Origin of the sequence: Paenibacillus sp. FSL P2-0173 (genome assembly GCF_038008045.1) — a bacterium.
Taxonomy (GTDB): Bacteria; Bacillota; Bacilli; order Paenibacillales; family Paenibacillaceae; genus Paenibacillus; species Paenibacillus polymyxa_B.
In genome coordinates this window covers 15,247-37,109 of sequence record NZ_JBBOYK010000003.1, presented here as the reverse complement: position 1 = coordinate 37,109, position 21,863 = coordinate 15,247, and the positions used below count along the sequence as shown (strand labels likewise).

The window sequence follows — 21,863 nt, the reverse complement described above, 5'->3', positions numbered from 1 at the left end:
TACGTGTCCCCTCTATGGTAGATTTGGACTAACTGATAGAACAGGGTCATGTAAGAGAGGAAATGGTGAGTATATGCGTAAGATGGGGAAAAGGGCAGTTGTTCTGGCTTTGGGCAGCGCTCTATGTGTTTCTGGAACGGCAGGTGCAGCTAGCAGTGGAACTGCGTTAAAGGCCAAAGTCATTAATGGTGGGGTCTATGTTAACGTAAGCGATATGAATAAAGCATTAGGAACCAGCGGCGCATATAACAGCGCAAATGGTACATATACGTTATCGGCCGATCGTGTGCCGCAGGTTGTTAAAAATGTATCTCCTTCTGTGGTCGGTATCATTGGCCGTTCAGCCACGGGAGAGACCGTAGCGGGAGGAGATCGCTACAATCTGGCTCACGGCACGGGTGTCATCATTCGTACAGATGGATGGATTGTGACGAATGCGCATGTTATCGAAGGATTAGGTGATGCCGTGGTTGTAACCTCGGACGGAAAATCTTACGGAATCACCGACAGCTACAGCGATCCGATCAGTGATTTGGCATTAGTCAAAATCAAGGCAAGCGGCCTCAAACCCGCTACCTTGGCAGCTTCAACGAACAGTCTACAGGTAGGTGAGCAGGTAGTGGCTATTGGTACGCCTATATCCTTTTCACTTCGCAATTCGGCAACCTCGGGTGTCGTTAGCGGGCTGAATCGTGGTGTCAACGCTGCTTATCGTTTGATCCAAAGCGATACCGCGATCAATCCTGGTAACAGCGGCGGTCCGCTGGTCAATCTCAAGGGTGAGGTCATCGGGATCAATACGATGAAATTCTCGGCGGTCGGTATTGAAAATATGGGCTTTTCGATTCCGTCGGATACAGTGAAATATGTCATCGGCCAATTTTTCAAATACGGAGAGGTTCGGCGCGCCAGTCTTGGTCTAGGGCTGGAAGAGAGCTGGTCAGCTATCGTCGGATTACCTACCGAGGATCCTTTGAAAGTTACGAAAATTACTTCAGCCAATGCCGTTCAGGCCAAAATCAAGGAAGGCGATGAGCTGTATAGTATTAACGGTAAGCGTGTAGCTTCGGCCATTGACGTCAATGAGCTACTTAAAAACTATCAACCGGGTCAAACGGTGAATGTGCTTATGCAGTCGGACGGTGATATTGTGAAGCGCAAGCTGGTACTGACACAGGATAATGGTGAAATCTATGAGTCCATTCAGTCTGGGGAAGATGGTGAAGATTCGAACGGTTCGGAAGCCGCTGAAGATGGTGGCATAGCGCTTTCTAAGGAAACATCGGAGCCAGCTCAAGGGGCAACTACTGGAAAGTGACAATAACGGCTCTTGAATCTATAAAATAAAGCTAAAGGGAGATTTACTGTGAAGCATATTCAAAGAAAAATGATGCGTAAGCTGGGGGTCGGCGCTGTCGCATTGTCCCTTCTGCTTTCTGCTTTGCCAGCAGTTGCAGCAGATCAAGATAAAAACATGCTGGAATTGCGTCTGCAAAGCGGCAGCAATACAGCCGTCGTAAACGGCCAAAATGCAAATATCACGAAGCCCTATTCCAAAAGTGGTGCACTGATGGTTCCGGCTGGTGTGTTTAAAAAGGCATTTAACAGCAAAATCCGATTGGCTGAAGATAATGTGGTTAAAATCACCAGCGGAACTCATGTTGTTTCGCTAACCATTGGTAGCCGTACAGCATGGGTGAGAGGTCACAAGGTAACACTTCCAGCTCCACCGGAAATGTCATCAGGTATCCTCATGGTGCCTCTGCGTCAAGTAGCAGAAGGGCTTGGCGGTAAGTTGGAGAAGAATGGTGCCGGAATCATTATTCGGATGAAAGCACAAGAAGAGGCGGGCACGGTAGCTGAAGAGACACCGAACATTGATAATGATGAGGGCAAGACGCAGATCGGGAACAGTTACTATGACTGGTCTATGAACTATCCAACAGGGCTCGTCATCGGTCAGGGAGGTGGAGATGAGAGTATCTCCACTTTTATGGATGAGAACAGTGCCTACTATATGGAGGTGCACACAGCGTCACAGCCGGTTCCACTGAATGCGGACGATCTGTTGCAACAATTAGTGCAGGCAGCCAAGGAAACGGGAGAAACTGTGATCGATCGAAAATCCTTCCCGAAAGCGAAGGTACCTTATGCTCGTGTCATTACGAAGGATGGGGACGGCGTATTGTGGGAAAATCGTCAGTACTATGACAACGGACGATTGTATGTAGTTTATTTTTCCGATGCTAAAGCAACGAATTATAAAGATCTGGCCCAGTATGCAGGACTTTTAAATTCCTTCAAGACCTCCTTTAATGCGCAGGATAAAAGTATTAAAGACTTGTCTACTGTTGTAGGAGGCACACGCGAGGCCGGGAATCCAGACTACGGTGTGTCACTCAGCATACCCGCAGGCTGGAAAATGGACGATCAACGGATGCAATATGAAAGTAATGATGGATCGAGCTTCCGCGTGAAAATAACCTCAGCTCCAGCGGATGGAAAGTTGGAGAACTGGGGCCAGCAGCTGCAAAAATGGCTGAGCGATTCCTTTGTGTCCACGGCTTATGAGGCACAGAAGACGTATCCGCTGGAGGTTGCAGGCGTTCAAGGGTTAGTACAGGAGTACCGTTATAATTTTGGCGATGGATGGGTCAAGGAGTACAACGTGCTGATTCAGCAAAATGGATACCGCTATTTGGCTGAATACGCAGTGCCTGAAAAAGTAAGCAAAGGAAATGATCAGTTCAACGCGCTCATTTCCTCGCTTCAAATCGATTTTCAAACCGTAGCGAGTAACTTTGGACAGTTGGAAGAAGACGACTATTTGACGGATAAAACGAAAACGGTCAAAAAGACGTCAAAAGCCTATGAATATACGGTGAATATCCCACGATATTGGACCGCGATTAGCGATCAATTTGAATTGGGCGATGTAGAGTACCAGTTTACTGGAGGACGTTTTTCCGTCAAAATCGACAACGACCAGTCATTTGAACTAACGGTATCCCAGCTCAAGGACTTCTACGATAAGCAAGCAAAGAACTACAAAAACCTCAAAGTCGAGGAGGTTAAGGACGTAACGTTTGCTGGTGTTCCGGCAGTGTCCTTTACATTCCATCGTATAGAGGAAGGCATTGGCTACACAGGCCACCAATTGGTTTTGGAACGTGATGGAAAAACGTATACTGTGACAACGACATTGAATGATGCGAACAACACGGCTGTACAGTCTAACGCACTGGATTCGACGTTAAATTCGTTTAATTTTGTGAAGTAGAGGGTGTGGGTAAAAGATTCGCGAGGTATGGTGGGAAGAGGCTACGCGTGCCATTTGATCCTACGATCGCTGTTGACCCGGGATTCTTGGATTGTATAAGTGATTTAATATGTAAGAATCCCAGGTCAAAGGCGAACGCTGACGCTTCTTCGGATTCAAATGGCCCGCTTCGCTGGCGCCCGCCATAAGATTTCCAATCTTTTTAAAGAGTGAGGTAAGCAGGGAAGAGCGAAGGCAGCTATTTACGGTACTTAGACCTGCAAACGCCTTTTCTCGGATTCATGGCTAGTACGCTGGTATCACCACAAGGATGCCTTTTTCTAAAAGGCTTAGGCCTACTAGCGCGTCTAAGTTGCCTAGTCTCCATCTCCATTTGGCTTCCTGCTGAATAGCACTGTTTACTTCGTTGTTCCTCTTGTTTTATATGATTCTTCACCTCCAAAGTACCGTTTGACGGGAATGGGGGTGTTTTTTATGTTTTAGTAAGAGATTTTTACGAGGAATCGCTTGGAAAGTGTAGAAGCTTGGGGCGCAGTCTGGTACACTAGATTAGTTACAAGATAAGAATGATTATGCCGCAAATGTTCGTGATGCGGATTTTTTGAGTTGGATGCCATTTATCCCTCGAGCTAGTGGTTCAGAGTAGGGATGATCGGATAGGATGATAATTCATAGGGCTATAAAATAAGCAGCATCGCTGCTCTGGAAAATAACGTTTAGCTCAAGGTTAATCAGTTATTTCTCCATATAGGGAGGACAAAGATGAAATCAGTAGTACGAAGAGAAGATGTTGAGCTTCTGGCACCAGCCGGTGACTGGGATTGTATGCGTGCGGCGGTGGCAAACGGGGCTGATGCGATCTTTTTCGGGGTGGAAAAGTTCAACGCACGGGCACGGGCGAATAATTTCCGCATGGAGGAACTGCCTGAAATTATGGCGTTTTTGCATAGCTATGGGGTTAAAGGTTTTTTAACATTCAATATATTGGTATTTGAAAACGAGTTGGAGGACGCTAAGGAGCTGGTCGATGCCTGTATTGATGCTGGAGTCGATGCCTTAATTGTCCAGGATATGGGCTTGGTGAAAATGATCCGCGACATTTCACCAGATTTCCCGATCCATGGTTCTACCCAAATGACGATTACCTCGCCGGAAGCGGTAGAGTTTACAAAGCCGTACAATATGGAACGGGTCGTGCTTGGACGCGAAAATAACCTGAAACAGATCCAAAAAATAGGCGACCAGGCGAGACTTCCAATGGAGGTATTCGTACATGGAGCGTTATGCGTATCTTATTCTGGCCAATGCCTGACTTCAGAAATGTGGGGCGGCCGCTCTGCTAACCGCGGTGAATGTGCACAGGCATGTCGTTTGCCTTACGATCTGATGGTGGATGGAGAGCAGAAACCAATGGCAGATGTGACGTATCTGCTTTCACCTAAGGATCTAGCAGCGATCGATTTGATGCCTGAACTGATCGACGCGGGTGTTGTTTCTTTTAAAATTGAAGGGCGACTGAAAACACCTGAATATGTGGCGAATGTGGTCAGCAAGTACCGCAAGGCCATTGATAAGTATTTTGATGGCGATACGTCCAAGACCAGCAAAGAAGATATTCGCGAGCTGCAGCAGAGCTTTTCACGCGGCTTTACGCACGGTTTTCTCGAAGGAACCAATAACAAGAAGCTGGTTGACGGTACGTTCCCGAAAAGCCGGGGTGTGTATCTTGGGCGAGTGGAACAAATCCTTCGTGATGGCGTAGTTTGCCGTATTGATGCACCGCTCAAGCGTGGCGATGGTATTGTATTCGATGCGGGAGATCCCACGCAAAAAGAAGAAGGCGGACGCGTATACGATATCCGTCGCAAGGGCGTGAAGATTGAAGGCGAAGCCGGAGAAGGCTGGATCATTGACATCGTAGCGGGACGCAATGATGTGGATCTGCGCCGTGTACACGTGGGCGACCGCATTTGGAAGACCAACGACCCGGCGCTGGACAAGCGATTGCGCCAGTCGTATGACACGGACAAGCCGTACCGTGTCTTCCCGGTACATGTGCGGGTCAGCGGCTCCCCGGGGCAACCGCTGTCGACGTGGTGGACCGACGTGCAGAAGGGCACAACGGTCCGCGTGGACTCTGAGCTGGAACTGGAGATTGCCCAGAAGCGTCCGATGACGCACGAACTGCTCGAAGAGCAGTTCGGCCGACTGGGCGGAACGGTGTTCCAGCTGGAAGAGCTGGACGTCCATCTGCATGGGGACGTCATCGTGCCGATGCGCGAGCTGAACGGTATCCGCCGTCAGGCGGTGGAACTGCTCGCGGGCGAGCGCCCCAAACCGCCCGTGTACACGAAGCGGACGGTCGAGGTGTATGACGATGCATCGACTCCGGCATCGTCTGTGGCACGCGGTCAGGCAGAGCTGACCGCGCTGTGCCGTAGCCTCCCTCAGGTGGAGGCTGCGCTTGAGGCCGGCGTGGAATTCATTTACGCCGATTTCGAGTTCATCAAGCAATTCCCGGCAGCCGTAGAGGCTGTGCATGCTGTAGGCCGCCGAATTGCACTAGCGACCCCGCGTATCCACATGCCGGGTGAAAATGGCTACCACAACAACATCCTGCGCCTGAAGCCGGATGCTGTGTTGGTACGCAATCCAGGGGCACTCTATTTCTACTTGCGACATCGGTTGGAGAACCCGGAAGCACATCACCCGCAATTGATTGGTGACTTCTCGCTGAATATAGCCAATCATAAAGCGGCTGATCTGTTCCTGGATTCCGGCTGCGACTTGGTTACGCCTTCGTACGATCTGAACATTCAGCAAATGGTTGATATGCTCAGACGTACGCGTACCGATAAGCTGGAGATCGTGATCCAGCAGCATATGCCAATGTTCCATACTGAACATTGCGTATACTGTACCTTTATGAGTGAAGGCACCGACTACACTAACTGTGGACGTCCTTGTGAGGACCATCGCGCATCCCTGCGTGATCGAATTGGTATGTCTCATCCGGTCCGTGTGGACGAAGGCTGCCGCAACACGGTGTACAACGCGATTGAGCAATCCGGCGCCGAATACCTGTCCAACTTCCTGGAGCTGGGCGTGTCCCGTTACCGCGTGGAATTTTTGGAGGAGACACCGGAGCAAGTGCATGAGGTTATTGATCTCTATAACCGTGCCCTGCGCGGAGAAATCAGCGGAACACAAGTATGGAAGACGCTTAAAGCAACGAATCAGTTGGGTGTTACACGTGGGCAGCTGGTGAAGTAAAAGGATGCTATAGGTTATCACAGTTATTTATTTTGATATTTGAACGTAGAAAAAGAAAAAATAGGGTATGTGCGTTGAGAGCACATACCCTATTTTTATCAATAAGTTCATCTGAACTACTATGAATCTCGTATCGTTATACTTTTTGGGCTTTCGTTTTTTTGGAGAAAACAATGAACTTTTGCCCGACATAATTAATTAAAGTATAAAAGATATTCCCGATTAAGATGGACAGATTGCCTAAAATTGCATTGTTTTTAATACTCAGACTTGAGATCAGGAAGTGGCTGATTAGATAGCTGAGACAATACGATAGCAAATAGCATATCAATATGATAAAGACAAACTTCCAAATGGTTTGTCCATGGCTTGCATTGTTTTTGAAAGTAAATCTTTTGTTTAAGAAATAGCTTACAGTAGCACCTACAGAATTACCAATAAAGGTCGATAACCAGTAGTTAGTCCCTAAAGTATTAAAGAGCAAGAACATGACGGACATGCCGCATATTGTATTTAGGACACCTACGACAAGAAAACGGAAAAAGCTATTCTGAAATAAAGTCAAATTAGTCACCTGTTCGCATCTGTTTATTGGACAGCCACAGCTTCCCTTTCACTATTTTTCACTTTTTTTGTGTTTTCAGTATCTAGGGTACTTTGGGAATCTAATAGGGTCTCAATAATATATTTGGGTCTTTGTTTTACCTCTTTATATATTTTACCGATATATTCGCCAATGAGCCCCAGTGCTACAAGTTGTAGACCACCTATAAACCAGATGGACAACATTAAAGAAGACCAGCCCCAGACAGTGGTTCCAAGGAGCTTACTAATAATGGTATACACAGCTATTAATAAGCTTATCCCAAACATTGCAAAACCTACAGCTGAGATAAGCCGGATTGGGGTTATACTAAATGAAGTGATTCCGTCAAAAGCAAAAGCGAGCATTTTCTTTAAAGGATATTTGGATTCTCCTGCAAAGCGTTCATGTCGATCGTAATAAACTTCAGTAGACTTATAACCTATTAACGGAACTAGACCACGTAAAAAGAGATTGACCTCTTTAAAGTTGCTTAATTCCTGGAGAACTCTTTTGCTCATTAAACGGTAATCCGCATGATTGTATACAATATTGACTCCCATTTTACTCATAACACGATAAAAGCCTTGGGCTGTTGAACGCTTGAAGAATGTGTCGGTGGTTCTACTTTTTCGAACCCCATATACGATGTCATAACCTTCTTTGAATTTTATTATAAATTCTCGGATGGCATTGAGATCATCCTGCAGGTCGGCGTCAACGGATATTACACAATCAGATGTCTCTTTAGCTTCCATTAACCCAGATAATAGAGCGTTTTGATGGCCAGCATTTTTCGCCAATTTGAGACCACTGACAAAAGGATTTTTTAGATTATATGATGCTATGATGTCCCATGTTTTATCACGGCTACCATCATCAACAAACAACATTTTACTATGTTTAGAAATGAGCTGACTCTCTGCCAACTCCTCAAGAATGACCGTAAGTCTGCTTATAGTTTCAGGCAGTACTTCTTCTTCGTTATAACAGGGAATAACTAACGTTAAAACAGGGTTACTGATTATTGAATCCAAAGAACTCTCTCCTCAAATTTTGGCATATCTGGTACTCAAATTTCTATCTTTTTTAGTTTATAATATGGTTTACTTAAAGTATATAACATTGCAATGACTAAGTGCTATAATAAACTATTAGCAATTTACAAACGTTAATCGAATTATTGAATAATTTAGTGAGTTTTGTTGAAAAGGAGTTTTAACCTATGAAAATCCGTAAAGCGATTATTCCTGCTGCGGGATTAGGAACCCGGTTCCTTCCTGCTACGAAAGCGATGCCTAAAGAGATGCTTCCCATTGTAGACAAACCAACAATTCAATATATTATTGAAGAGGCTGTTGCATCTGGTATAGAGGATATCATTATCGTTACTGGTAAAGGCAAAAGGGCGATTGAGGATCATTTTGACTACTCCTTTGAGCTGGAGCATAATTTGACTGCGAAGGAAAAATGGGATCTGCTCAATGAAGTGCGTAAACCATCGGAGATGGCAGATATCCACTATATTCGTCAAAAGGAACCCAAAGGGTTGGGGCACGCTATCTGGTGTGCACGTAAGTTTATCGGTGACGAACCTTTTGCCGTCCTTTTAGGGGATGACATCGTTGAGTCTGAGAATCCGTGCCTCAAACAGATGATAGACGTGTTCGATGAGTATCAGCGTTCTGTTGTAGGTGTAAAACAAGTGGATTGGAACGAGGTACATCGTTACGGCATAGTTGAAGGTCATGCACTTACTTCCAAAATCTCTGAGGCGGAACGATTGGTAGAAAAGCCAAAGAAGGAAGAAGCAACCTCCAACTTGGCGATTATGGGACGTTATATCTTGACGCCTGATATTTTTGATATCCTGGGCCAGCAATCTGCGGGAGTAGGCGGGGAGATTCAATTGACGGACGCATTGTCCAAGCTGGGAGAAAAGAATCCGATCCTGGCCTACGAGTTTGACGGGAATCGCCATGATGTTGGCGAGAAATTGGGATTCATTGAAACTACTATTCATTATGCTCTGCAGCATAACGAAATCAAGGATGAAGTACTGGCTTATATGAGACAGGTTATTGAAAAGATTGACCAACAAAAATAGACAGCTCACCTAACCTCACCTTATCAAAATAAAAAAGAGACTACCGGATGATATAACATCATCTGATAGTCTCTTTTTTTCTGCTATTTCTCCGATTTTAACTGAGCAATTTGCTCTTTTTCCTTCGGATCAGCTTTTATTAGTTTATCGTACAATGCTTTGTCATCCTGCCCTTGCTTTTGCAGAGCGACGATATAATATCGAGCAATCTCACGATTTGTAGCGTCGCTCAGGTCGTCTTTCAAGCCGTTTTTGAGGATGCTTGCAGCCTCAGCAGGCTTACCTGACATGAACTCAATTTTTCCAGTACTGAGCGCAATACCCGGAGTTACTTCAAAAGTACGTGTCAACTCAATTTCAGGTGGAACCGTCTTAATATGAGCTACCCCATCCAGAACCTTCTGATAAGCAGCGAGACCTGCTTGGAAATATTTCTGTTCCTTGGCTGTGTCTTTCTGCTCATGTGCCTTATTACCAATAGTGTAAGCTTGGGTAATCAACATATTGTACCAGTCATTGTCCCAGACAAAGTTGGAAATGTTATTTTCCAAAATACTGAAGGCTTGCTCATGCTCACCTTTTGCTTTTAAAAGGTTAACTTTGGAGTTATACATGATTTTATTATACGGTTCTGCCTTCAGGCCCGTATTAAGTACCTCTATTGCAGCGTTATAAAATTCCTCTTTTTTCGTTTGATCATACACATTCTTGTAGAGTGCAGCCAATCTTATAACCGAATCTGGGTGCGTAGGACGAAGTTCAAGATCCTTATTAATGGCACTTTGGATTTCCTCAAAAGATGTGCTGACCGCCATGATCTGTTTGGCAGATGTGGCAGCATTGGCCGATTGCACAAAGCGGAGACCTGCAAAAAGCACCACAATGCTTAGAATGCCGATGACTGCACTATACATGATTCGGAATCCGGAAGCACTCATGGACAGGCGTTTAAGCGGCTTGCTGTCCATAGCAGCGGCCATACCACCGAGACTCACAAATACCAGTATGCCCATGAACACGTAACTCAGATTAAAGTCTAGCAAGCTATGAAGTAAGATTGAGAGTGCCAAAATGAGATACAGGAAGTGAGAATCCCGTTCTTCATCATCTTGTCTCATATAGCTACGGATATATTTATAGAAAATATATAAGATAAATGACATGAAAATTACAAAACCGAGAATACCAACTTCAACCAGATACTGCATGAAGAAGTTATGGGCCTGACGGCTTGTGTAAGGATAATCTTGGTATTTCTCGTATAAAGTAGCCCAACCGCCGCCGCCGGTGCCAATAACAGGATGATCTTTAATCAATTTGGCAGCATCCTGATAGAATACAAGACGTTCCAGTACACTATGCTGCCGGAAATTGATATTTTCAAACCGGACCTGGACGTTTTCTGGTAGTACGCTGCGCAGGCCAGTTCCAATAAACAGAAAAGCCAGCAAGCCAATCACCACAACTGATCCAACAGGTAGCCACAGGTTGGATAACTTGCGGGAGGCCCATCCTTTGAGGGCATTTTCCAACTTCGGTGCCAGATAACGTTCAACAAGCCACAGTACGACAGCTACAGCCAGGGAGACACCAATAAGTAACCCCCAAGCCTTCGCAGCCTCTCCGCCGTTGTAGGTCTTGTTGAGTTGTAAACCCATATTTGTAATTGGCGCCAAGATAGATATTGACGCTACACCAGCAATGGCGCAATGTAAAATCCATATAATTTGGCGTGCTGGTTTAAAGAAAAGCAAAAGCAGCACGAAAACGACTGGCAACATAACCAGACCGCCCCGTGACAAGGTCAGGAACAGCGAGACCAGGATGGGCACCAACATGAAACCATGAGTAGCCTTGCCATACCATGATTTTGATTTCATTAAACAAAAAACGGCAGCGAATAGGAAAGCCATTAGAAAGGCGGCATATGTATTCGCATATTGAAACACTGATGTCAGCCGGAGACCATTTGTATCTGTCATAACTGCATTGGTATAACGATATTGATACACATATTGGGTAAACCAGCCTACCATCTTGCCGGCAAGTACCCACTGTCCAAACCAGTTAATAAAGCCAAAGCCTACAATGACATAAGCAACAGTCATAATCAGGTTGTGAATAATCTTATTGCCTAAGCGATCTTGTAGTAGATAGATTGAGATGATAAACAGAGCGGCATATATGCACTGTACCACCACCATATTCATGGCCAGGTAATGCGAAGCTGCTGAAGTCAGTGAAAGCACATAAGACAGGGGAAGCAGCAGTACTAATACAGCCAGCCAATCCCTTTGCTCTTCCAGCTTGAATTTCTTATAATAAGATACGATTGCCAGGATCAACAGAATCGAGGCGATGATAACAGCCCAATAGAGAGGCTTTTCAAAATCGAGCATTTGCCCATTAAAAAGTGCAGCCTGGAAGGGAGCCCAAGCTAAAAACAGAATCATGCCAACAATTAACACCCAAAACATAGCCGGCCTTTTATCGTCACGGGTCGACGTTTTGGCCTGTTTCCCGTATACTGGATTCGACAAGGTTTACAATCTCCTTTTCTTGTAGATACGTCAACATTTTAGCATATCGTAGCTGTTAGAGCCATATCGCAAGAATAATCCTGTCAAATTTTAACATTATTGTATTGTAAGAGACTTACCAAACCATGTTTAAGGTCGTGACACACTCGTATGAATTTAACTCAAAACTTTTCGAAAAATTTAAAGTTACTCTGGGAATTGTCTAAAAAAGATATTAAATCTAGATACCTTGGTTCATTCATGGGGGTACTCTGGGCTTTTATACATCCTATGGTATCTATACTTGTTTATTGGGTCGTATTTCAGGTTGGTTTTAAAAATGTACCTATTGGAGATACTCCCTTTATACTTTGGTTATTAACAGGAATGGTGCCTTGGTTATTCTTTTCTGAAAGCTTAGCAACTGCAACCAATAGTATTATAGAAAACAATTATTTGGTAAAGAAGATTGTTTTCCGAGTTGGTTTGCTGCCGATGGTGAAAATTTTGTCTGCTCTTTTTGTACATGTATTTTTTATTATTGTTCTTTTCATTATGTTTAAAATATACAATGTAGAATTTACGATTTATAACATTCAAATCCTTTATTATTTATTAGCCACGATCTTTCTTTCCTTGTCCATTTCTTACATAACAGCGACATTAGTTGTTTTTGTAAAGGATGTTGGTCAAGTTGTTGCGGTATTTATTCAGCTATTCTTTTGGCTTACGCCGATCTTCTGGAATTTAAATATTGTTGAAGATAAGTATCAGTTTTTCTTTAAACTAAATCCTGTTTTTTATATCGTCGAGGGATATCGGGATACTTTTATTGATCACAAATGGTTCTGGGAGCATCCATCAATGACGATCTACTTTTGGGCTATTGTGATTATCGCAGGTACTATAGGAATCAAAATTTTCAAGAAAATGAAATCTCATTTTGCAGATGTATTGTGAGGAGAAAATGATGAATCAAACAGAATCAGTTGCTGTGGAAGTTAATAACGTCACTAAAATATATAAAATATATGATAATCCCAATGAGCGATTAAAAGAGGCTGTTCATCCCTTTAAAAAAAAGTATCATTCTGAATTTAAGGCCATCAGTGACCTGTCCTTTTCCATAAATAAAGGACAAGCGATTGGTATTATTGGTAAAAATGGTTCTGGAAAATCGACTCTTTTAAAGATGATCACAGGCGTGATTACTCCCACCAACGGAAGCATTAAAGTGAATGGGAAAGTTGCTGCTCTTTTGGAATTGGGCGCGGGTTTTAATCCGGATTTAACAGGAATGGAAAACATATATTTGAACGGAACCCTTATGGGGTACAGCAAAATAGAGATGGATGGTAAACTTGAATCTATTGTATCCTTTGCGGATATCGGGGACTTCATTAATCAACCAGTCAAAATGTACTCCAGTGGTATGTTTGCCCGTTTAGCCTTTGCAGTAGCTATCAATGTTGATCCAGATATTTTGATTGTGGATGAGGCCTTGTCTGTTGGAGATATTTACTTTCAGGCAAAATGTATTACCAAAATGAAAGAGCTCTCCAAAAAAAGTACGGTTTTATTTGTCTCACATTCCATGGATACCATTAAAAGTTTTTGTGATACAGCGCTGCTGATTGATAAAGGACACATGGTCGAAATTGGTCCAGTGAAACGTGTAGCACAAATTTATGAAAACATTGTTAACCAGGAAATTGCAGATATGAAACGTGTTCAATCTTTGGATGTATTTGTTAATTCTGAAACAGATAAGAAAAGTTCGCTGTTGCTATTAGAAGAGGACCCTGCTTTTGCAAAACGTGCTAATGAGTTTCGTTCTGGAACGGGAGATGCGCGCTTTATAAGAGCAGACTTGTTAGTCAATGGAGAAGTTGTTAACCAGGTCCCTTTTGGAGAAATGGTTACTTTGCGTTTATTGGCACAATATTATAAAGATATAGATTCTGAGGGAACCATTGGCTACATGGTTAGAAACCATACTGGTGTCGATGTGTTTGGCATGAATATCTATAATAAAGCAAAATTAGTTCCGAAAATGCAAGCGGGGGGCATTCTGGAGGTTAACTTTAATTTCCGTAATCTATTATCTGAAAGTGGTAAATACACCATTTCTATTGGTTTGAAGCCTAAGCCTTTTGAGCCTCTTTATCTGGATAGCGTAAGTATAGCAGCTGTTTTTGAGGTTCCTAAGCCAGAGAATAATTACGTACCAGGATTAATATTTGTAGATAACACAATAGATTTGCAAGTCATTAATTAAGGCTGGTGATAAAATGTGTGGGATTTTGTTTTCTAATGTAGCCATAAATAAAGAAGTATTTCTTAATTCATTAAATATAATGAAACACCGGGGGCCTACGGCCCCACTTTGTGTATATCAGAGTGAAAACTTTATGCTGGGGCATAACAGATTAAGTATCTTAGATTTGGATCGGAGAAGTGATCAGCCTTTTTTCTCTGATGACGGAAGATATGTGATTATATTTAACGGAGAGATTTATAATTATAAAGAATTAGCCTCCAATTATTCAATTCAAATGAGAACAAACTCAGATACTGAACTTTTATTGAAGCTTTATATTCAATATGGTCCCCAAATGTTGAATTGGCTTAATGGAATGTTCAGTTTTATTGTTTTAGACGTCCAGCAGAAATCATTTTTTGTAGCACGAGATCGTATGGGAGTAAAACCGCTTTATTACAACAGATATGGGGAAGAGTTCATTTTCAGTTCTGAAATTGCTCCATTGCTCCCATTAGTCCACAACATTTCTATAGATCAAGAAGCCGTAAGACAATATAAAAAGATGAGATGCTTTTTTAATGATCGTACTATCTATAATGAAATAAAAGAGTTTCCACCAGGATATTATTACGAGAATGGCGAATTTATTAAATATTGGGAAATTGATTACTCTGAAAAAGAACCTCCTTCCGATGAGGAACTTGAGTTTCTAATTCGCTCTGCAGTAGAGTACCGTAAGATCGCAGATGTTGAAATTGGAAGTTACCTAAGCGGGGGATTGGACAGCACGATTATTACTGCACTTGCCAAAGTAGAGCATACTTGGACTGTTGGTTTTGAAGATTATAATGAGTTTCAGTGGTCTGAAATCGCAGCAACAAGATACAATACCATTCATCATCCGATATTGTTTGAACCTGATCACTTTTTATCATTAGCTCGAGAGCTTATAACTGTAAAAAAAGAGCCTCTGTCTGTGCCCAACGAAGTGTTACTGTATCATATGACTCAGCAAGCATCTGCTAAAAATACAGTCATATTAAGCGGAGAAGGCGCTGATGAGCTTTTTTTTGGGTATGACCGTATTTTCAGATGGGCTAGTAGCGCTACAGACTTTGATATCCGAGCCTTTAGTGAACTCTACACCTACGGATCTGAAGATGATATAGAGATTGTAGAAGACGCTTTGGCACCTTTCATGAAGTTAAAGTCACCTCAAAAAATCGTAGCTGCATTCTTCCAGCAAGCCCATTTGAGAGGGTTACTTAAAAGGCTGGATAGTGCCTCAATGTTAAATTCCGTAGAAGCAAGATCTCCTTTCTTGGACTATAGATTAATTGAAAGGCTTGCAGGTGTAGACTCTCTGTACAAAATGAAGGATGGGGTTGTTAAGGCTCCTCTCAAGAGAATTTTTAAAGATATTGTCCCTGCAGAGATTGTAAACAGAAAAAAGGTGGGTTTTCCTGTTCAACTTGAAAGAGTCCTATCTTCTGAGAAAATTGAAGGGAAGACGACATTCGACAAATGGTTTAACTTCAATTTAACTACGTTAGGAGAAATCTTATGATTATCGGCTATACTTCCGGAGTCTTCGATTTATTTCATATTGGGCATTTGAATTTGCTGAGAAATGCTAAATCACTCTGTGATAAACTCATTGTTGGTGTGACAACAGATGAGTTAGTTTCATATAAGTACAAAAAAGCAGTAATTCCTTTTGAGGAAAGAATTGAGATTGTCAGAAACATCAGCTTTGTTGATACTGTAATTCCTCAGGACTCCATGGATAAATTTGAGGTTTGGCAAAAATTAAAATATGACGTAATGTTCGTTGGTGATGATTGGTTTCAAAATGAACGTTGGGACCAGTATGAGTTGCAGTTTAAGGAAGTTGGAGTGAAAATTATATATTTTCCCTATACGAAGAGTACATCATCGACTTTACTGAATGAGACATTACTGAAATTAAGAAAATAAGTATAAGATTTTTGCCTGAAAGGAAGAGGTTTTGCAGTGAATATGAACAGATCTATAGCTTTTGTCATTCACAATCTAGTTTTATATGAAACGATTAAGCCTTTAATTGAGGAGTGTGAAAGAAAGCAGATCGTTTGTGATATTTATGTCCCTCACATTGAAGAAGAAGATTGGGGCGACATGTCCTTAGATACCTATCATTATTTGAAGAACAACGGTATAAAAGTGACTCTAACAAGCTCTGTACCTGACAAGGCATATAAAATAGCTTTCTATCCTTATCTCCCTTATTATTTGGAAGTTAAGTCCGATTATAAGTTTAGATACCAGTATGGAATGGCTAAACCAAACTGGAATTTAGATACATGGAGTCGGAATTTCGATTTTATCTTTTGTAATGGGCTGTATGATTCCTCGGTTCTGGCAGCGTACACTCAGACAGAAATCGTAGGAATGATTAAATACGCCAAATTTCAAAGGAAGAAGCGCGAAACGGATAAATATAATTTGCTTTATTTGCCTACGTATGGGAATGAGTCGTCTATTGAGCTTGTTATGAACCATATTGAAGAAATGTCAGATACCTTTAATATGAAGGTGAAATTGCATCATGGCACTTCTTTTTTGGAGCATGAACGGGTTAGTCTAGTTAAGTCGCATATCCCTGATGTGCTTGATCACAAGGCTTCTCTTGTTCATTTAATAGAGGAAGCTGATGTGATATTGTCTGACGGCTCTGGAGCTATATTTGATGCGCTGTTTACGGACACTCCAATTGTAATATTCCAACATCCCCAAACAGAATCTTTCGAGGGGATTTTACCTTTGGAAGAGCAAATAGTTCAGCAAAACATTGTTCCTTTTGTGAGCGATAACGGCAATATTAAACAAACTTTACTTAATGCAATCTTAGATGAACAACTAATACAACAAAGAAGGAAATTTACTCTAGAGATGTTTCCGGTTAAAGGAAGAGAGACGATAGATAAGTGTATGGATGTAATTAACAGATTTCTAAAAGATGACGTGGACCATGCTTATAGAGCAGGGCATACACGCCTGAAAAATGAATTTAATGAATTACAAACTCATAATCAAACTCAAAGCCAAGAAATAGAGCAGCAAAAACAACACATTGTTGAGCATATGGATCAGATTAACACATTGATTCAAACACGAGATCATCAGGAAAATGTAATAAGCAGCATGTCAGCAGATTTTAAATCTCTGTCTGAAAAGAAAGATGAATTAGAACAGCAATATGTTCAACTTACACAGGATTATAATAATGAAAAAAACAACTTGGATATATTAAATCATCAATATAGACAACTATTTGGTCAATATAATGAACTGAACACCCAGTTCAGTGAGTTGGAAGAATATAATGGAAGACTGTCTACAGAGATTCATAATATTTATAACTCTAAAAGGTGGAAAATGGCGAATAAACTTAAACATATCTTACACAAGTCCAAAATGATATATGTTCTTAAGGGATATAGAGTATGGAAAAGTTATGGCACCACTATTTTACTGAAAAAGATAAAATCTAAAGTGTCGCATAAGCTTAAAAGAACTAACGCGGGGGATCAGCCGATTGATCTACGCAAAGATGAAGGGAATTACAATCAGTTATTAACCTGGTATGAGTATAAATTTTACAATTATAAAGTATCTAAAGACAACTCATTTTCTCTGGCTCTTGATAAGTTCGAGATTGAGTTTGAGAAGGATCTTATATCGGTTGTCCTTCCTGTATATAACGGTGAGGATTATGTATCAAAAGCTATTGATAGTATTCTGCAGCAATCTTACAAGTATTTTGAACTCATTATTATTAACGATGGTTCAAAAGACTCAACGGCAGAAATTATTGATAAGTATGCTAAAGCAGATCATCGTATCAGAGTAGTTCATCAGGAAAATCGTAAGATACCAAGAACATTATCTAGAGGTTTTAAGCTAGCCAAGGGTGAATATCATACGTGGACAAGTGCAGATAATATCCTCCCTGAAAATTTCCTGGAGAAGATGGTAGCTGATCTTAAACGTGATGAAAATATTGGTATGGTGTATGCGAACATGAGGTTAATCGACTCTGCCGGTCAAGTGATTTCCAACCATGGCTGGTATGAAGAACCACAGTTCAGTGGCAATGTTATGCTGCCTAAGTCTGCATTGGAGTTAAACGTATATCCTAACAATACGATTGGTGCAGCTTTTATGTATAGGGCCAAGGTAACCCAGTTATTGGGTGACTATTCTAGTTATAAGCATACCCTTGAAGATTATGATTACTGGATGAGAGTGAACTCTCTATTTGAGCTCAAACATGTGACGTTCGATGAGCCTATATATGATTATCGCTGGCACGATAAGTCACTGACCGCTTTAGATCAAGAACTGGGCATCACCTCTAACAGATATAAACTCATGGTACTTGATGATTTTAGAAGAGATTTTTATCTGACCCCATTAGTGTGGATCATTGAGGGAGATGCTACTGAAACTGGTGAGTTTAAGAACTATGTTCTGACTAAAGGACATACTGTGGTTGGAAGAGATGAAGTGAATACGATTGTTGGTCTTAATTTGGCAACGCCTATTTGCTATTTGTATATAAAAACAGGTGAAGTCCATGATTTTGAATTTATTGATTTTAATGCTTCAACGTCTACGTATGCACTGCTTATAGATAAATCAGAGCATACAACAGATACATTTGTAGCTGACTATCCTTGGGATCTGAAAATAAAAGATAAAATGAATAGTGAAACAGATAGCAACTATGACTTTTTTGCGCAGGATACGGAAGTTCTGTTCTCTCTTATAAATACGAAGGTTAAGAACGATCACTTGTACCGTATTGAGGCGGTAATTGAAAGTGAACCCGTTTATAATAAGGGATTATCCGTTATTATTTGCACGTACCAGCGGAGCGAGAAACTTTCAAATGCGATTAAATCTGTCATAGAACAGTCGTTGGATAAAGCGGACTATGAAATTATTGTTGTAAATAATGATTATCTGAATGAGGAGATTCATTATTTGGTTCGTGAGTTCAGAGCAACCTATAATATTGACCAATCCTTCCTGCGATATATGGAGGCTCCATTAAAAGGTCTTTCCTTTGCACGTAATGTTGGTTTATTTGGGGCAGAGGGGGAGGTCATACTCTATATTGATGATGACGCTATCGCAAACTCCAACTTGCTTGAGGAAACCATCAGAGGATTCTCAGATCGTCCCGATATCGGGGTCATGGGTGGGAATATCATACTCAATTTACACGAGGAACGGCCTGAAGTGGTTAAACCAGGTACTGAAGCATACTGGAGTCAGCTTATTGTGGAAGGCGACGAAATTATCGATTCTAATTTTCAGTGGGAGTTCCCTTATGGAGCCAACTTTGCGGTTAGACATGCTGCGCTAATGCGAATTGGGGGCTTTAGAAGCGCCTATGGGCGTAAAGGAAACAATTACGCTGGAGGAGAAGAAATTGTTGTATCTTTTGCTATGAGAGAAATCGGCTATAAGGTTGGTCTTAATCCTAAGATGAAGGTCATTCATGATGTGGACACCTCCCGATATACTGTTGAGCATGTCAGAAAGACAATGCGAAACAGTATTTTAACCAATTACCAATTGCAAAAGGATCTGTATGCGCCGATGGAATCGGATATTGAGGCAGATAAGAATCACCTCGAAATTGTTAAAGCTGAATTAGATCATTTGCAGAAGATTCCGACTAAAAATCGAGACGTTGAAATTGATATTCTGTATAAACAATACACAGTTGAAGCGTATGAAGAGTTAATACAAATGAAGGAAAACGATATGAATTCGCGAAAACAGTTGGCAGGATCGTATAGATAATTAATAAAACTTTAAAGGCGCCTCTTTTATAAAAATAAGGGGCGCCTTTATTAGTATGGAGCGGTTAAATTGAAAATTTTATATTTCTCCCCGATCTATTGGGATGATTTAAAACAACGTCCGCAACATTTGGCCGAAGAGTTTGCTAAAATGCCGGGGGTTCACATCACCTTTGTAGAACCATCCATTAGTATACTTAATAGTATTGTAAGGCAGAACTCAGATTATAAAAAAAGAAATCAAACCATAAATGATAGCCTTCAAATATTCAGGCCTTCGGGCAGTCTGAGATTACCCCGAAGCTTTGAAAGCTTAGACGTATTTCATATGAATCAATGGTTTGAAAAGAGACAGTTGGAAGATTTAGTTTCCAGTGCAGATATCATTTGGTTGGGAAGTCCAGTCTTTTATCCTCTTATTAAATCAAATAATAATAAGAAGATTGTGTTTGATCGAATGGACGACTATGTATTTCTAACTAACAATGCATTGATGAAGAAATTACTCGAAAAGTGGGAACTTGAATTACTTGCCAAGGCGGATCTTGTTATTTCTACAAGTAACCATTTGCATAAGCATTCTCAAACATTGTGTAGACAATCTTATTTGGTGAAAAATGCTGTTGATACAGCTATACTAAATATAAATGTAGCTAGCTTGGTTGTTAGCGAGTTAAAATGGTTAAAGCACGAAGGCTACTACATTTTTGGATATGTAGGGGCGATTGACCACTGGTTTGATGTGGAAGCGGTTAGGGCTATTACTGAATTTGATGAGAAATTTGTTGTATGTTTGGTTGGGAGAAATAACCTGAATTATAATTTTGAACAGCATAATAGGATTAAATATTATGAGACTGTCCCTAAATCAGAAATTGGTGCGATTATTGATGCTTTTGATATTTGTTTATACCCCTTTTTGAGGAATTCGGATAGAATTGATACGATCAATCCAGTAAAAGTTTATGAGTATTTGAGTTTTAATAAAGTGATATTAGCGGTGGATAGCGAAGAAACAAGGCTTTTAAATCAGGAAGGGATTTATCTATATAATAGTTTAGAGGAAATAAGAAAATATCTAAAGGATATAGATACCCTGCAACGCCCTTTTTATGATCAAGAGCAACTGGAGGACTTCGTAGTCCATAATAATTGGGAAGCTCGTGCAAAAACCATTATGGAGCTGCTTATAAAAGAGCTTCAATAGGAGGAACTTAGATATGAAAGGGATTATACTAGCTGGAGGGACTGGATCTAGATTATACCCCCTTACTAAAGTTACAAACAAACATTTATTGCCAATTGGTAAATATCCGATGATATATTACTCTATTGATAAGCTCAAAAAGGCGAATATAAATGATATTTTAATCGTTACCGGAAAAGAACATATGGGAGATGTAGTTAATCTCTTAGGAAGTGGTGTCGACCTTGGAGTTACTCTGACTTACAAAGTGCAAGATGAAGCCGGGGGGATTGCCCAGGCTTTGCTTTTAGCTGAGCACTTTGTTGGCAATGACAAGATGGTTGTTATTTTGGGGGACAATGTTTTTAAAGATGATATATCATCTTTTGTTGAAAAATTCAAACTTCAAGAATCAGGAGCGAAATTACTACTTCATAAAGTGCCTGATGCTAACCGCTATGGGGTACCAGAATTACAAGGCGATAACATTGTAAATATTGAAGAAAAGCCGGAGATTCCTAAGAGTGATTATGCAGTTACGGGCATTTATATGTTCAACCACTCGGTATTCAATATCATCAAGACCTTGACTCCTTCAGCAAGAGGAGAATATGAAATAACAGATGTTAATAACGCTTATATTCAACGAAACCAACTTACATTTGATATTTTAGAGAATTGGTGGACTGATGCGGGAACACATAGTTCATTGATGCTTGCTAACAAATTAGTAAGTGAAATGAATTATGAGCTTTTTTCTTAGTATTATCATAGAACTAGCGACATCTTATATCTAA

At 41.1% G+C, this 21,863-nt stretch carries 14 protein-coding genes; 11 read left to right on the top strand and 3 right to left on the bottom strand.

Annotated elements, in window-relative coordinates; all coding sequences use genetic code 11:
• The first annotated feature begins 73 nt into the window (after positions 1 to 73).
• The 3 genes from MKX30_RS16505 (at position 74) to MKX30_RS16495 (ending at position 6,553) form a co-directional block, all read left to right on the top strand.
• On the top strand, positions 74 to 1,318 hold the full coding sequence (locus MKX30_RS16505; RefSeq protein ID WP_023990600.1) for a S1C family serine protease: 1,245 nt from the start codon (positions 74 to 76) through the stop codon (positions 1,316 to 1,318).
• A 48-nt stretch (positions 1,319 to 1,366) separates the two neighbouring features.
• A complete protein-coding gene (locus MKX30_RS16500) occupies positions 1,367 to 3,280 on the top strand; it encodes a stalk domain-containing protein (RefSeq protein WP_341063018.1) in 1,914 nt (637 codons plus the stop codon).
• Between the two features lie 762 nt (positions 3,281 to 4,042).
• Positions 4,043 to 6,553 (top strand): U32 family peptidase, encoded by a 2,511-nt coding sequence (locus MKX30_RS16495; protein WP_341063017.1) that lies wholly within the window; start codon positions 4,043 to 4,045, stop codon positions 6,551 to 6,553.
• Between the two features lie 136 nt (positions 6,554 to 6,689).
• On the opposite strand, the gene MKX30_RS16490 is transcribed toward MKX30_RS16495, so the two are convergent.
• Positions 6,690 to 7,127 carry a GtrA family protein gene (locus MKX30_RS16490; RefSeq protein ID WP_223821961.1) on the bottom strand — a complete coding sequence of 146 codons (438 nt, stop codon included), beginning with the start codon at positions 7,125 to 7,127 and terminating at the stop codon, positions 6,690 to 6,692.
• Positions 7,128 to 7,141: 14 nt separating this feature from the next.
• Complete coding sequence (locus tag MKX30_RS16485) at positions 7,142 to 8,173, bottom strand: glycosyltransferase family 2 protein (protein WP_076294076.1); 1,032 nt, start codon at positions 8,171 to 8,173, stop codon at positions 7,142 to 7,144.
• Between the two features lie 188 nt (positions 8,174 to 8,361).
• On the opposite strand from MKX30_RS16485, the gene galU reads away from it, so the two are divergent.
• Positions 8,362 to 9,243: a UTP--glucose-1-phosphate uridylyltransferase GalU gene (galU, locus tag MKX30_RS16480; RefSeq protein ID WP_028542106.1), complete on the top strand. Its 882-nt coding sequence runs from the start codon at positions 8,362 to 8,364 to the stop codon at positions 9,241 to 9,243.
• Between the two features lie 83 nt (positions 9,244 to 9,326).
• On the opposite strand, the gene MKX30_RS16475 is transcribed toward galU, so the two are convergent.
• Positions 9,327 to 11,783: an O-antigen ligase family protein gene (locus MKX30_RS16475; RefSeq protein WP_053326210.1), complete on the bottom strand. Its 2,457-nt coding sequence runs from the start codon at positions 11,781 to 11,783 to the stop codon at positions 9,327 to 9,329.
• A 150-nt stretch (positions 11,784 to 11,933) separates the two neighbouring features.
• Here MKX30_RS16475 and MKX30_RS16470 point away from each other — a divergent pair, with 150 nt between their 5' ends.
• The 7 genes from MKX30_RS16470 to MKX30_RS16440 all read left to right on the top strand — a co-directional run bounded on the left by MKX30_RS16470 (position 11,934) and on the right by MKX30_RS16440 (position 21,829).
• Positions 11,934 to 12,722, top strand: a complete 789-nt coding sequence (locus tag MKX30_RS16470) for an ABC transporter permease (RefSeq protein WP_028542104.1) — start codon at positions 11,934 to 11,936, stop codon at positions 12,720 to 12,722.
• 10 nt (positions 12,723 to 12,732) lie between these two features.
• Entirely contained in the window at positions 12,733 to 14,040 is a 1,308-nt protein-coding gene (locus MKX30_RS16465; RefSeq protein ID WP_028542103.1) for an ABC transporter ATP-binding protein, read from the top strand.
• Positions 14,041 to 14,053: 13 nt separating this feature from the next.
• Entirely contained in the window at positions 14,054 to 15,592 is a 1,539-nt protein-coding gene (gene asnB / locus MKX30_RS16460) for an asparagine synthase (glutamine-hydrolyzing) (protein ID WP_341063016.1), read from the top strand.
• Positions 15,589 to 16,002 carry an adenylyltransferase/cytidyltransferase family protein gene (locus MKX30_RS16455; protein ID WP_013312205.1) on the top strand — a complete coding sequence of 138 codons (414 nt, stop codon included), beginning with the start codon at positions 15,589 to 15,591 and terminating at the stop codon, positions 16,000 to 16,002. Before asnB ends, MKX30_RS16455 begins: the two co-directional genes overlap by 4 nt.
• 42 nt (positions 16,003 to 16,044) lie before the next feature.
• Positions 16,045 to 19,881: a glycosyltransferase gene (locus tag MKX30_RS16450; RefSeq protein ID WP_341063311.1), complete on the top strand. Its 3,837-nt coding sequence runs from the start codon at positions 16,045 to 16,047 to the stop codon at positions 19,879 to 19,881.
• Positions 19,882 to 19,950: 69 nt separating this feature from the next.
• Positions 19,951 to 21,087, top strand: a complete 1,137-nt coding sequence (locus MKX30_RS16445; protein WP_028542100.1) for a hypothetical protein — start codon at positions 19,951 to 19,953, stop codon at positions 21,085 to 21,087.
• Between the two features lie 13 nt (positions 21,088 to 21,100).
• Entirely contained in the window at positions 21,101 to 21,829 is a 729-nt protein-coding gene (locus MKX30_RS16440) for a sugar phosphate nucleotidyltransferase (RefSeq protein WP_028542099.1), read from the top strand.
• The last annotated feature ends 34 nt before the right edge of the window (positions 21,830 to 21,863 follow it).

Coding starts and splice junctions, on each gene's coding strand:
- MKX30_RS16505 (WP_023990600.1), top strand. CDS start 74: ATGCGTAAGATGGGGAAAAGGGCAGTTGTTCTGGCTTTGGGCAGCGCT.
- MKX30_RS16495 (WP_341063017.1), top strand. CDS start 4,043: ATGAAATCAGTAGTACGAAGAGAAGATGTTGAGCTTCTGGCACCAGCC.
- galU (WP_028542106.1), top strand. CDS start 8,362: ATGAAAATCCGTAAAGCGATTATTCCTGCTGCGGGATTAGGAACCCGG.
- MKX30_RS16470 (WP_028542104.1), top strand. CDS start 11,934: ATGAATTTAACTCAAAACTTTTCGAAAAATTTAAAGTTACTCTGGGAA.
- MKX30_RS16465 (WP_028542103.1), top strand. CDS start 12,733: ATGAATCAAACAGAATCAGTTGCTGTGGAAGTTAATAACGTCACTAAA.
- asnB (WP_341063016.1), top strand. CDS start 14,054: ATGTGTGGGATTTTGTTTTCTAATGTAGCCATAAATAAAGAAGTATTT.
- MKX30_RS16455 (WP_013312205.1), top strand. CDS start 15,589: ATGATTATCGGCTATACTTCCGGAGTCTTCGATTTATTTCATATTGGG.
- MKX30_RS16450 (WP_341063311.1), top strand. CDS start 16,045: ATGAACAGATCTATAGCTTTTGTCATTCACAATCTAGTTTTATATGAA.
- MKX30_RS16440 (WP_028542099.1), top strand. CDS start 21,101: ATGAAAGGGATTATACTAGCTGGAGGGACTGGATCTAGATTATACCCC.